9 protein-coding genes are annotated in these 12,796 nt (G+C 66.3%); 2 read left to right on the forward strand and 7 right to left on the reverse strand.

Going from position 1 to position 12,796, the window contains the following annotated elements:
- Positions 1-46 precede the first annotated feature (46 nt).
- A complete protein-coding gene (locus YWC_RS0113495; RefSeq protein ID WP_084416425.1) occupies positions 47-1,450 on the reverse strand; it encodes a PAS domain-containing protein in 1,404 nt (467 codons plus the stop codon).
- Positions 1,451-1,662: 212 nt separating this feature from the next.
- On the opposite strand from YWC_RS0113495, the gene YWC_RS0113500 reads away from it, so the two are divergent.
- Both YWC_RS0113500 and YWC_RS29310 read left to right on the forward strand, forming a co-directional pair.
- Entirely contained in the window at positions 1,663-2,433 is a 771-nt protein-coding gene (locus YWC_RS0113500; RefSeq protein ID WP_027865864.1) for an exodeoxyribonuclease III, read from the forward strand.
- Positions 2,434-2,635: 202 nt separating this feature from the next.
- The gene (locus YWC_RS29310; protein WP_156923655.1) at positions 2,636-6,904 is read left to right on the forward strand and encodes an Ig-like domain-containing protein; all 4,269 of its coding nucleotides are present in this window, start codon (positions 2,636-2,638) and stop codon (positions 6,902-6,904) included.
- A 15-nt stretch (positions 6,905-6,919) separates the two neighbouring features.
- On the opposite strand, the gene YWC_RS0113510 is transcribed toward YWC_RS29310, so the two are convergent.
- The 6 genes from YWC_RS0113510 to YWC_RS0113535 all read right to left on the reverse strand — a co-directional run bounded on the left by YWC_RS0113510 (position 6,920) and on the right by YWC_RS0113535 (position 12,776).
- Positions 6,920-7,855 (reverse strand): pseudouridine synthase, encoded by a 936-nt coding sequence (locus tag YWC_RS0113510; RefSeq protein ID WP_051306440.1) that lies wholly within the window; start codon positions 7,853-7,855, stop codon positions 6,920-6,922.
- Positions 7,856-7,867: 12 nt separating this feature from the next.
- Positions 7,868-8,773, reverse strand: a complete 906-nt coding sequence (locus YWC_RS0113515; protein ID WP_027865866.1) for a M48 family metallopeptidase — start codon at positions 8,771-8,773, stop codon at positions 7,868-7,870.
- A 123-nt stretch (positions 8,774-8,896) separates the two neighbouring features.
- Positions 8,897-9,514 carry a methionine biosynthesis protein MetW gene (gene metW, locus YWC_RS0113520; protein ID WP_027865867.1) on the reverse strand — a complete coding sequence of 206 codons (618 nt, stop codon included), beginning with the start codon at positions 9,512-9,514 and terminating at the stop codon, positions 8,897-8,899.
- A complete protein-coding gene (metX, locus tag YWC_RS0113525; protein ID WP_084416426.1) occupies positions 9,511-10,665 on the reverse strand; it encodes a homoserine O-succinyltransferase MetX in 1,155 nt (384 codons plus the stop codon). The genes metW and metX overlap by 4 nt, the downstream gene beginning before the upstream one ends.
- Before the next feature lie 24 nt (positions 10,666-10,689).
- Entirely contained in the window at positions 10,690-12,465 is a 1,776-nt protein-coding gene (gene ptsP, locus YWC_RS0113530; RefSeq protein WP_027865869.1) for a phosphoenolpyruvate--protein phosphotransferase, read from the reverse strand.
- 41 nt (positions 12,466-12,506) lie between these two features.
- Positions 12,507-12,776, reverse strand: a complete 270-nt coding sequence (locus YWC_RS0113535; RefSeq protein WP_027865870.1) for an HPr family phosphocarrier protein — start codon at positions 12,774-12,776, stop codon at positions 12,507-12,509.
- Between the last annotated feature and the right edge of the window lie 20 nt (positions 12,777-12,796).

Consider the following 12,796-nt stretch of genomic DNA (forward strand, 5'->3'; position numbering starts at 1 on the left):
TGCGTATTGTAAACCGCCCGCCTGAGGCGACGCCGGTTTGATCGGCTCACTCCGCCCCCGGCTGGCAGGGCCCCACCGGCCTGGCAGCCGCAGGTGCCGGCGGCGCCAGCGTCTTGCCCGCAGCTTGCATGCGTACATGCCCAGTCACGTCGACGACCACGGCCATCACTCCGTGGCGCTCGCCGCTGGCCCTGCACAAGGCCTCCAGGTCGATGTTGAAAAAACGCTCGCCCAGCATGCCGCCCGCGTCCGGCAGCACCAGGCCCAGCGCTTTTTCACCCCAGGGCCGCCCGGTCTCGAACACGTGCTCGAGCGCTGCTTCGACCACGCCATAGCGCAGCTGCGGCAACGCCTCGACCAGGCGCTTGCCGACCAGATCGCGTTGGCCGAACAGCTCGCAGAAGCGCCGGTTCGCGTGGCGAAAGCGCAGCTCGGGCGCCATGAAAATGGCCACGCCGACGGGAGTGTCGGGCAGATGCCGGTTGCGCCGCGCCGCCGTGGCGGGTCGCTCGGTGTGTACGGTGTCGTCGCGCGTCATACAAGCGCTGTAGCGCAGCTTGCCGTCCTTGAAACAGCTGCTCGAGCGCATCCGCACATGAAGAATCCTGCCGTCCTTGCAGCGTAGCCGTGCCGACTGGTCGAGCAGGACGCCGCCAGACAGCAAGGTGTCGAGAATCAGGTCGACCATCTCGACGTCGACATGAAAGTTGGCAATGTGGCGGCCAACATATTCTTCCCAGCGGTAGCCGAGCATCTGCAATTCCGCGCGGTTGGCCCACAGGATGGTGCCGTCGGGCGCTACGCGGTGCAGGCCCTCGGCGGCTTCGCCCGGTTCGCCTTCCTGCCGGGGCGCGAGCGCCTCGCTCCCGGATGCAATCTTTTGTTGTTCACGGCGCGCCTGTTCAAGCGAGCGTCCCTTGAGATCCAGATCGGCGCCATGCACCGTCGTACCGCAGGCGCGGCCATGGCAGGCGCAGATATCCTCGAAGACCTGAGCCTGGACTGCGTCCGGGAACAAGCGCCAGGGGTAGGCACAGAAGAGGCCCAGGCGGTAGTCGGCAAACAACAGATCCGACAGCTGCTCAAGCCGCACTGCAGCCTGGTAACGGCCCTGAGCGCACAGCAATGCTGCCATCTCGACGAAACCGTGTGCCGGACCGGCGCCGCATGCAATCTCGGCCAGCAGCGGCGCGAACACGGCGCGAAAGCGCGACTCGTCCGGCCAGCCATCGACCAGCAAACGCGCAAGAGTCTCCTCGGCGTCGAGAAAGAGGACCCTGTCGGCGCCCGCGCCGGCAAGCAGGTCCTGGATACCGGTGCGATGAGCTGGCGTAGCGATCACGATGCCGGTTCCGTCCATGGCCATGGCAGTAGCGACGAAATCCGCGGCCTCGGTCAGCAAAGCGTCGTCGTCGGCATAGAAGCGGACAATGTGCATATCGGTTTGCATGAAGCCTCATCCAGGTGCGGGGCGAGTCGGGGCGCCCCCATTCTTGCGGCCCGGAACTCGCCAATCAATCAGGCGATGAATTTAACATGCTGCACTGCAATATTTCCGTGCAGAATTTCGACGAGCATCAAGTTCCGGGTGGATACAAAACACGCTACACTGTCGGATGCTTCTGGCCGCAGGGCGGCTGTCTTTTTTATCCAACACGATCCATGCCACGAATTATCTCCGCGAACCTGAACGGTATCCGTTCCGCCCACAAGAAAGGTTTCTTCAACTGGCTCGCCACCCAGTCCGCCGATTTCATCTGCGTGCAGGAACTGAAGGCGCAGCAGGCCGACATGACCGAGGAATTCCTCGCGCCCCACGGCTACCACGGCCACTTCCACTACGCGGAGAAGAAGGGCTATTCGGGTACCGGCGTCTACAGCCGCGTCGCACCGGACAACAAGCGCATCGGCTTCGGCTGCATGGAATTCGACGCCGAAGGCCGCTACACCCGCTGCGATTTCGGCAACCTGACCGTGATCTCGGTGTATTGCCCGTCCGGCTCCTCGTCGCCGGAGCGCCAGCTGGCCAAGTTCCGCTTCATGGAAGTGTTCCTGCCGCACTTGCAGGAGCTGAAAGCGGAAGGCCGCGAAGTCGTGATCTGCGGCGACTGGAACATCGCGCACAAGGAAATCGACCTCAAGAACTGGAAGAGCAACCAGAAGAATTCCGGCTTCCTGCCGGAAGAGCGTGCCTGGATGACCCGCATCTTCGACGAAATCGGCCTGGTGGACGTGCACCGCAGGGTGGCGCCGGACGCCGCCGATTACACCTGGTGGAGCAACCGCGGCCAGGCCTATGCCAAGAACGTGGGCTGGCGCATCGACTACCACGTCGCCACCCCGGGCATCGCGGCGCGCGCCAAGTCCGTGTCGATCTACAAGGATGAGAAGTTCAGCGACCACGCCCCGCTCATCATTGATTACGATCTCTAATAGTCCAGCAGGATTTATAAGCTGAGCTTCTAAATCCCGCCTGCGGCCTGCCCCCCATCCCGGGGGGATTCGCTGCCGGGATGATGCGAAAACACAGCATTCCGGCCGCTTTGGCGAAATGGCATGCCTTTTTGTTGATACTATCCGTCTGGCAACTTTCCAACCAGAATGTTTAGTTAATTAATAACAACAAAATCCGGCCATGCCTACGACCACGATTCCCCCCTCCGTATTCCCGATCGACACCGCCTGGACGAGCGAGGGTGTGACCCTGACGTTTGCGGGCGCAATCAGCAAGGGCAGCGGTTCGATCTTCGTGACCGACGGCGCCGTGCAGACCGTGATCGACCGCGTCACCGGCGAGCCCAGGCTGCGTGTGGTGGGCGGCAGCTTCACCAAAGAGCTGTCGCTCGACCAGGTGAGCATCAGCGACAGCCACCAACTGAAGTTCAGTGGCGCCGGCCTGCCTGCGGACGCCACGCTGAACGTGTACATGGGCACGGGCACGCTGCTCAGCGGCGGCAAGCCGCTCGGGGCCATCACGCTGCCGGGCAGCGCGGCCTTCACCACGCCGGCGGCGGAGCCGCCACCGCCGCCACCGCCGGGCCTGGGCGCGACCGTGTCGATCGCGGACGGGGTATTGAAGGCCGGCGCGCCGCTCGAGATGCTCGTGAGCTTCTCGCATGCGGTCGACGCGGTGCCCCTTGCCGCGGTGTTCAGCGCCGAACACGCGCGGGTCGAGTTCCTCGCACGCAGCGAGGACGGCCTGAGCTGGCGCTTCCGCCTGGTGCAGGACGACAGCGTCGATTCCGCGTCCAATGTCGTGCGCCTGAACCTGGCCGCCGTCCAGCCGCGCGAGAGCCTGCCGCACAGCGGCACCGTCACGTCCTCGCCTTACGCGGTCGACACCCTGGTCGACTCCCATGTCGGCGCCCGAATCCTCCTGGTCCATGACAACGGGCTCAGCGCGGACGACGGCATCACCAACGACCCGCGCCAGCTCGTTTCCGGCACCCTGGTCGGCACGATCGACGAAGGCGAGCACCTGGAGCTGGTCATCAACGGCCGCATGGTCGATCCGGCGAAGATCGGCTTCTCGACCGGGAACGGGATCACCACCTGGCGCTACGACAGCGAGAGCGAGCGCGCCGGGGACGAGCCCGCCCACCTGTTCGACGACGGACCGAACACCATCGTGGCGCGCGTGGTCGGCAACGGCCACGCCAGCCCGGCGGCGACACGCACCGTCACGGTGGACACCGTAGCGCCCGGCATCAAGAGCGCGCCCGCAGGCGGCGTCGACATCGAGCTCGGTGCCGACCTGGTGATCGGCTTTACCGAAGCGGTGCGCTGGTTCGCCGATACCGACAACGACGACCCCGAGTACAAGGAAGATGTGCTGACGATCTGGATCGGCGACGGCCATCGCAGCATCCCCTTCGACACCAGCTGGCTGTCGGCGGACGGCCTCACCCTGCGCATTCCAGCCGCGGTGCACCAGATGATGCCCGACACCGGCTACACCATCGTCCTGCCGCGCACCATGACCGACATGGCCGGCAATCCGTTCGGCGAATACGAAATTGATTTCCATACCGACGACGGCCACCTGCCCAGCGCCGAGCGCGTGACCATCTATGCCGCCGACGGCTACTACCGCGCCGGCGAACAGATCCAGTTCTATATCAGCTTCAGCGAGCAGGTGAAGGTGGCGGGCGACACCGCGCCCTCGCTCATCCTCAGCAACGGCAAGCGCGCCGTGCTCGACGACGTGTACGGCAGCGAGATGCTGTTTACCTACACGGTCGAAGCGGGCGACGACATCGCCAGCCTGCGCATTGCCGATACCTCGCAGTTGGCCGGCAACGTGGCCGACCTGTCCGGCAAGCTGCTGGACGCGGCCCATATCGATTTCAGCGACGGCATCTACAACGGCAGCGGCTACGGAAGCAAGATCGACCTCGTGGTCGATACCATCGCCCCCGCGGCCCCGGCCGCCGCCACGCTGTCCGCAGCCAGCGATTCCGGCACGCTGGGCGACAACATCACCAGGGACGCCTCCCCCGCCCTGCACGGCAAGGGCGAGGCCCACGCGCGCATCAGCATCTACAAGGGCACGACCTGGCTCGGCAGCACCACCGCCGACGCCGCCGGCGCCTGGAGCATCGCATCGATCCTCCCGCTGGGGGACGGCGTGCACGAGCTGACCGTGGTCCAGCGCGACCGCGCCGGCAACACCAGCGCCGCCTCCAGTGCGCTGACGCTGACGATCGACACCGCGGTTCCGGTGGCGCCGGCGGCGCCCATGCTGGACGCGGGCAGTGACTCCGGCACGCCCGGCGACGGCATCACCAGCGACAATTCACCCACCCTGTCCGGCAGCGCGGAGGCCCATGCCACGGTCGAGATCTACGACGGCGGCGCCCTGCTCGGCACCGCCGTCGCCAACGCCTCCGGCACCTGGGGCGCGGCCGCGCCGCTGACGGATGGCCTGCACGACATCACGGTCAGGCAGGTCGACCGCGCCGGCAACAGGAGCGACGCCTCCCCGGCGCTGGCGCTGACGATCAGCGGCGGCGCGAGCGACGCCCCGGCCGCTCCGCCGGCGCCGGCGGCGCCCGTGCTGGCCTTGTCCAGCGACTCGGGCACGCCCGGCGACGGTATCACCAGCGACAATTCGCCCACCCTGTCCGGCACCGCCCTGGCCAATGCCACGGTCGAGCTCTACGCAGGCGCCGACCTGCTCGGCACCACCACCGCAGCTGGCGATGGCAGCTGGAGCCTGACGCTCGGCACGGCCACGCCGCTGGCGGACGGCGCGCGCGAGATCACGGTCAGGCAGATGGACGGCAGCGGCAACCGCAGCGCCGCTTCCGCGCCGCTGCTGCTGACGATCGACACCGTCGCGGCAGTGGCGCCGGGCGAGCCGACCTTGAGCAGCGCAAGCGATACGGGCAATGTCGGGGATCGCATCACGAGCGACAACGCGCCCACGCTGAGCGGCGTGGTCGAGGCCAACGCCGGCGTCCAGATCTACGAGGGCACGACCCTGCTGGCGAGCACCAGCGCGGATGCCGCCGGCCTGTGGTCCGCAACCCTTGGTGCGACAACGCCGCTGTCCGACGGCAAACACGACATCACTGTGAAGCAGGTCGACCGCGCCGGCAATGTCAGTGCCGCCTCGCCGGTGCTCGAACTGACGATCGACACCGTCGGCCCCGCCGCCCTGCCCAGCGCCTTCCTCGCCAGCGATACCGGCATTTCGGACAGCGACGGCATCACCAGGGAGCGCTGGGTGGCCCTGCGCGGCAGCGGTGCGGAGCCCTACACGGAGATCAAGATCTTCGCCGGCACGACCGAATACGGCAGCGGCTACAGCGATGGGACCGGCAACTGGACCGCCTATGTCAGCTCCCCGCTGAATGAAGGCGAGCACAGTTTCAAGGTGCGCCAGGTCGACGGGGCCGGCAACCTCGGCGCCGAATCCCCATCGGTCAGGGTCGTGGTCGACCTTACCGGCCCGGACAGCGCCCCACCCAAGCCGCTGCTGGCCGCCGCGAGCGACACCGGTATCTCCAACAGCGACGGCATCACGCGCGACGCCACCCCGACCTTCCACGGCAACGGGGCGATGGCCAACAGCGTCGTGGCGCTGTTCGTGGACGAGCGCGAAGTGGGCAACACCGTCACCGACGCCCTGGGCAACTGGAGCATCACCAGCACCGTCCTCGGCGACGGCTACCATAGCGTCGGCCTGAAGCAGTACGACGTCGCGGGAAACAAGAGCGGCTATTCGGAATCGTTTAACCTGAGGATCGATACCGCCCCGCCGGCAAAGCTGGCGCTGCCGGACCTGGATGCGGCGAGCGACAGCGGAAGCTCGAACACCGACAACATCACCAACGACACCACGCCCACCTTCAAGGGCAGCGGCGCGGAAGCCGGCGCCACGGTCGTCCTGTACGCCGGCAGCCGCGAGATCGGCCGCCAGAGCGCGGATGCGGCGGGCAACTGGACGCTGACGGTGCGCGATGCCGACAAGTTCAGCGCCGACGGCAACTACCTCATCACGGCAAGGCAGATCGACCAGGCGGGCAATACCAGCGCTGCCTCGAACGCCTTCACCCTGGTGATCGACACCACCGGCCCGACGGTGATTGGCTTCGATACCAACAAGAACGCGCGCGAATTCAAGCTCGGCTTCAGCGAACAGATCGTGTTCCACCCGAGCGGCCTGTTCAAGCTGGTGCAGGCCGCCAGCGACCTGCTTGACTTCCGCGGCAACAGCGGCAACAACTGGTACACCACCGACAGCGCAGCCGGCCCCGATTCGGTCCTGAACTTCAGGATCTCGTTAACCGGTTTCTACAACCTGCACATGAACAACGAAGCCGTGCAGGACCTCGCGGGGAACGTGGCGGTCATCGGCTCGCCGCAGTGGGTGGTCGACCTGCCGGGAATCACTCTCTGACCGGCCCCGAGGGGCTCAAGGCCAGTCGAGCCGGAAGCCGCTCTCGAAGCGGCGCGGCTGGCCGTCCAGCGGATCCTCGAAAGCGATCGAGCGCGCCAGCAACTGCAGCGGCGCGCTGAAATCGTCGCCCTTGCAGGGCAGCGCCACCGGGTAAAAGGCGTCGTTCAGGATCGGCGCGCCGAGCGCGGACAGGTGCAGGCGCAGCTGGTGCTTGCGGCCGGTGTGCGGGTGCAGCCGGTAGTGCGCCACCTCGCCGCGCCGCTCGATCAGCTCGACCAGGGTTTCCGAATTCGGCTCGCCCGGCACTTCCGCGCTCACAAAGAACTGCTCCGCATCCTGCATGCGGCTGCGGTAGGTGAAGGGGAATTCCCGGCCCTCGATCGGGCCCGCCAGGGCCTCGTACACCTTCTTCACCACGCGTTTCTGGAACATCGACTGGTAGGCGCCGCGCGACTCCGGGTTGTGCGAGAAGATCACCACGCCGGCGGTCTCGCGATCCAGGCGGTGGATCGGCACCAGGTGCACCAGGTCGAACTGCTTCTTCAGGCGCACCAGGAGGGTCTCGTGCAAGAAGCGCCCGGTCGGGATGGTCGGCAGGAAGTGCGGCTTGTCGGCCACCAGCAGGTGCTCGTCCTGGAACAGCACCCGTTCGCGGAACGGGATCGGGGTTTCCGATTCTTCCAGCTCGCGGTAGTACCAGATGCGCATGCCCTGGCGCACCTGGCTGCCGGCGGCAAACGCCTCCCCTTTCGCATCGACGATCTCGCCGCGCGCCAGGCGCCGCGCCCAGGCGGCTTCCGGCACATCGGGAAAGCGTTCGGCGAGAAAGCGCAGCATGCCGCCGGCCCGGGTCTCGGTGATCCACAGGTAGCTGGGCGCGACGCCGTCGCGGGTCGGCAAGGGAACGTAGGCGTTGGCTTCGGCCTGGTGCCCTTTCCTGCCTTTACTCATGCACTCCAACCATCAACGCAGGGCGACATTGGTCTGGTAAGGCGGCAGCTTGGCGACCGTGGTGCCCTTGGCGCGCGCGTACAGCGGCAGCAGCACGTTCATGTGCGCCTGCATCTCGCTGATGCGGCTCTCGCCGCCAGGGTGGGTCGAGAACACCTCGATCGGCGCGCGCTGGTTCAGCGCGGCCATCTTGCGCCACAGCGCGATGCCGGCGCGCGGGTCGTAGCCGGCGCGCGAGGAGATGTCCAGGCCCACCAGGTCGGCCTCGCGCTCGTCGTCGCGCGAGAACTTCAGGCCGGCGAACTGGGCGCCATAGCTGGCGATCGTGCCGGTGATGCCCGGGTCGATGCCGAAGATGCCCGAGATCAGGGCGCCGCCGATACGCGCTCCTGCATTGGTCAGGCCCTGCTTGGCCATTTTCTCGCGGCTGTGCTCACGCAGGGCGTGGGCGATCTCGTGCCCCATCACGGCCGCCACTTCGTCGTCGGTCAGCTTCAGCGAGCTCAGGATGCCGGTGAAGAAACCGATCCGGCCGCCCGGCATGCAGAAGGCGTTGACGTCCTTCGAGTCGATCAGGTTGACCTGCCACTGCCACTGGGTCGCATCCTGGTTCCAGCGCGCGGTGTACGGAATGATGCGCTTGGCGATGGCGCGCAGGCGCTGGACTTCCGGATGCGAGGCCGGCAGCAGCACGCCTTTCTGTTGAGCCTGGCTCATCATTTGCGTGTATTGCTGCGCCGCCGCTTCGTTGAGTTGTTCTGCGGGAACCAGCTTGCTCAGGCGCGAAAGCGGCCTGACCTTGATGCCATCCTGGACCGTCGTATTGCGGTCGTCCTGCGCCACGGCGTGGCCGACGCTGGCCGTGCCGAATGCGGCGAGCAGGGCAAAGCTGGCGGCCAAGTGTTTGAGTTTTGTCATTCGTCACCGATAGGCTGTTCTTAGCAGCACTATCTCCCAAGGAAAGTAACGGGTTGAAAGCTAGATAGCGCCGATGATCGCGGATCGCGGCCGGCTCGACAAGCCGCCACCGCACATAAGCGCTTACGCCACCACGCCGGTTTTCTTGCGCAGCCGAAATACCGCCAAGCTGCCGCGCAAATTGGGCAGGAAGCTTACCGGCCGGCCTTCGGCCAGGGCCACGAATTCCAGCACTTCCAGCCCGCACTTCTCGGCCAGGTCCTTGAAGTCGTGGATGGTGGCGTAGCGTACGTTGGGCGTGTCGAACCACTGGTAGGGCAACGTGCGCGAGACCGGCATCCGGCCGCGAATCAGCGCCACGCGGTGCGGCCAATAGGCGAAGTTCGGGAAGGAGACGATGGCTTCCTGGCCGACCCGCACGATGTCGCGCAGGCGCGCCTCGACGTACTGCATCATCTGCAGCGACGACAGGCACAGCACCACGTCGAAGGCGTTGTCGCGGAACAGGTCCAGGCCCTCTTCCATGTCATGCTGGATCACGCTGATGCCGCGCTGGGTGCTCTCGAGCACCTTGTCGTCGGCGATCTCGACGCCGTAGCCGGTGCAGCCCTTGCTCAGCTCGAGGTAGCGCAGCATGGCGCCGTCGCCGCAGCCGACGTCGAGCACGTGGGCGCGCTCGCGCACCCAGTCGGCGATGAAGGCCAGGTCGGGACGCAGGGCGTTCAGGTCAGTCAGGTTCATGCGGCCTCCTTGCCTGCGAGTTCGAGGGCAATGCGGTTGTAATAGGCGCGCACCACCGCCATGTAGCGCGCATCTTCCAGCAGGAAGGCGTCGTGGCCGTGCGGGGCGTCGATCTCGGCATAGGTGACCTTGCGCCGGTTCGACAGCAGCGCCTCCACGATCTCGCGGCTGCGCTCGGGCGAGAAGCGCCAGTCGGTGCTGAAGGAAGCGATCAGGAACTGGGCCTTGGTGCCCGCGAGCGTCTTGGCCAGGTCGCCGCCGTGGACGCGCGCCGGGTCGAAGTAGTCGAGCGCCTTGGTAATCAGGAGGTAGGTATTGGCGTCGAAGTATTCCGAGAACTTGTCGCCCTGGTAGCGCAGGTAGGACTCGATCTCGAAGTCGATGCCGAAATCGAATTTGTAGTCATTGGTCTCGGCCGCGTTGCGCAGCTTGCGGCCGAACTTCTCCGCCATGTCGTCGTTCGACAGGTAGGTGATGTGCCCAACCATGCGCGCTACCTTCAGGCCGTTCCTCGGCACCACGCCGTGCTCGTAGAAATCGCCGCCGTGGTAATCCGGGTCGGTCAGGATGGCCTGGCGCGCCACGTCGTTGAAGGCGATGTTCTGGGCCGACAGCTTGGGCGTGGAGGCGATCACGATGCAGTGGCGCAGGCGCTCGGGGAACATGATGCTCCACGAGAGCGCCTGCATGCCGCCGAGCGAGCCGCCCATCACGGCCGCGAAGCAGTCGATGCCGAGGCGGTCGGCCAGGCGCGCCTGCGCCGCCACCCAGTCTTCCACCGTCAGCAGCGGGAAGGCCGCGCCATAGGGCTTGCCGGTGGCCGGGTTGGTGTGCATCGGCCCGGTCGAGCCGAAGCAGGAGCCGAGGTTGTTCACGCCGATCACGAAGAAACGGTCGGTGTCGAGCGGCTTGCCCGGCCCGACCATGTTGTCCCACCAGCCCTGGCTCTTGGGCTGGTCGGCATAGGTGCCCGCCACGTGGTGCGAGGCGTTCAGCGCGTGGCAGACCAGGACCGCGTTCGACTTGTCGGCGTTCAGGGTGCCATAGGTTTCATACATCAGCGTGTAGTCGCCGATGCTGGCGCCGCTTTGCAGGCGCAGCGGCTCGGCGAAGTGCATCGCCTGTGGTGTGACGTTTCCGATCGATCCCATTGGAGGCTGTGGAGGTGTTTCTTATTAGAGTGTCTGGAGCTGCTCGACCGCGCTGGCGATCTCGCCCGGCTCGATCGAGCGCAGGATGCGGCGCGTGCGCGTCGTGATCGCCGCCAGGTCGCTGTTCAGGATTTCCTGCTTCACCGACAGCAGCTGCGCCGGATGCATCGAGAATTCGCGCAGGCCCATGCCCAGCAGCAGGCGGGTGAGCTTGGTGTCGCCCGCCATCTCGCCGCACACGGCGACGTCCAGGCCGGCCTTCTGGCCGGTGGCGATGGTCTGGGCAATCAGCATCAGGACCGCCGGGTGCAGCGGATTGTACAGGTGCGCCACTTCGTAGTCGACGCGGTCGATCGCCAGCGTGTACTGGATCAGGTCATTGGTCCCGATCGACAGGAAGTTCATGCGCTTGACGAACATCGGCAGCGCCAGCGCGGCGGCGGGGATCTCGATCATGGCGCCGACTTCCACGCCCGGATCGTACTTGAGATTCTCTGCGCGCAGCTGGGCCTTGGCCTGCTCGATCATGGCGAGCGTCTGGTCGATCTCGAAGGCATGCGCCAGCATCGGGATCAGGATCCGCACCTTTCCGTAGCATGAGGCGCGCAGGATCGCGCGCAGCTGGGTCAGGAACAGCTGGGGTTCGGCCAGGCAGTAGCGGATCGCGCGCAGGCCAAGCGCCGGGTTCAGCGCCGTGTGCTCGGTCGGGTCGAGCGGCTTGTCGGCGCCGACGTCGAGGGTGCGGATGGTGACCGGGCGGCCCTTCATCGCCACCACCGCCTTGCGGTACTGCTCGAACTGCTCGTCCTCGCTCGGGATTCGGAGCGCATTGCCGAGTCCGCCGCGGCCCATGAACAGGAACTCGGAGCGGAACAGGCCGACGCCCATCGCGCCGGCCTCCAGCGCGGCCGGGCAGTCGTCCGGCAGCTCGATGTTGGCCAGCAGCGTGACCGGGGTGCCGTCCCTGGTCACCGCCGGGGTCTTCTTGAGCTTGAGCAGGCGCTTGCGCGCCTTGATCAGGGCAGCCTGGCGCGCACGGTACTGTTCCAGCACCAGCTGGCTCGGATTGCAGATCACTACGCCGGCGTCGCCGTCGATGATCACCCAGTCGTCCTGCTCGACCAGGCGCGAGGCCTGGCTCATGCCGACTACCGCCGGGATGTCGAGCGAGCGCGCGACGATCGCGGTGTGCGAGTTCTGGCCGCCGACGTCGGTGACGAAGCCGATGAAAGAGCGCGACTCCCCGTCGCGGTCGCGGAAGGCCAGCATGTCGGCCGGCGAGATGTCGTGGGCGACCACGATCATCTGCGGCGGAGAATGATCTTCACCCGTTAGAGGCGGCGGGATTTCCAAAGCGGTACCCATCAGGACCTTCAGCACCCGCTCGGCCACCTGCTGGATGTCGTGCTTGCGCTCGCGCAGGTACTCGTCCTCGATCTCGTCGAACTGGGCCGAGAGCTCGTCGATCTGGGTCACCAGGGCCCATTCGGCGTTGTAGTGGCGGGTGCGGATGATGTCGAGCGGCGCTTCCGAGATCATCGGGTCCGACAGGATCAGCGCGTGCACGTCGATGAAGGCGCCCAGTTCGGTCGGGGCATCCTTGGGCAGCTCGGTCCACAGGGCCTGCAGGCCGCGGTGCACTTCGGCGATGGCGTGCTGCAGGCGCGCGACCTCGGCCTCGACCTGTTCTTCCGGGACCAGGTAGTGCTTGACGTCGAGCGCGGCCGGCGTGAGCAGGTGCGCGCGTCCGATCGAGATGCCGCGCGAAACCGGAATGCCGTGGAGCGTGAACGATGCCATCGAGGGTCCCGTGTGGCGGGGAGCTGCCGCTTCGCGCGGCATTACTCGCCTTCGCCGAACTTGTCGTTGATCAGGCCACCCAGGGCGGCGATGCATGCTTCCTCGTCGGGACCGTCGGCCTCGAGCAGCACCTTGGCGCCCTTGCCGGCGGCGAGCATCATGACGCCCATGATCGACTTGGCATTGATGCGACGGCCGTTACGGGTGAGCCAGACGTCGCTCTTGAACTTGGCGGCCAGCTGGGTGAATTTGGCGGAGGCGCGGGCGTGCAGGCCCAGCTTGTTGATGATCTCGAATTCCTGTTGAATCATGTTCTCGCTTATTGTCTCGT

This window comes from Massilia alkalitolerans DSM 17462 (assembly GCF_000427785.1).
In the GTDB taxonomy this organism is placed as follows: Bacteria; Pseudomonadota; Gammaproteobacteria; order Burkholderiales; family Burkholderiaceae_D; genus Telluria; species Telluria alkalitolerans.

Excerpts from the sequence above, each read along its gene's own strand:
- YWC_RS0113495 (WP_084416425.1), bottom strand. The coding sequence starts at position 1,450 with ATGCAAACCGATATGCACATTGTCCGCTTCTATGCCGACGACGACGCT.
- YWC_RS0113500 (WP_027865864.1), top strand. The coding sequence starts at position 1,663 with ATGCCACGAATTATCTCCGCGAACCTGAACGGTATCCGTTCCGCCCAC.
- YWC_RS29310 (WP_156923655.1), top strand. The coding sequence starts at position 2,636 with ATGCCTACGACCACGATTCCCCCCTCCGTATTCCCGATCGACACCGCC.
- YWC_RS0113510 (WP_051306440.1), bottom strand. The coding sequence starts at position 7,855 with ATGAGTAAAGGCAGGAAAGGGCACCAGGCCGAAGCCAACGCCTACGTT.
- YWC_RS0113515 (WP_027865866.1), bottom strand. The coding sequence starts at position 8,773 with ATGACAAAACTCAAACACTTGGCCGCCAGCTTTGCCCTGCTCGCCGCA.
- metW (WP_027865867.1), bottom strand. The coding sequence starts at position 9,514 with ATGAACCTGACTGACCTGAACGCCCTGCGTCCCGACCTGGCCTTCATC.
- metX (WP_084416426.1), bottom strand. The coding sequence starts at position 10,665 with ATGGGATCGATCGGAAACGTCACACCACAGGCGATGCACTTCGCCGAG.
- ptsP (WP_027865869.1), bottom strand. The coding sequence starts at position 12,465 with ATGGCATCGTTCACGCTCCACGGCATTCCGGTTTCGCGCGGCATCTCG.
- YWC_RS0113535 (WP_027865870.1), bottom strand. The coding sequence starts at position 12,776 with ATGATTCAACAGGAATTCGAGATCATCAACAAGCTGGGCCTGCACGCC.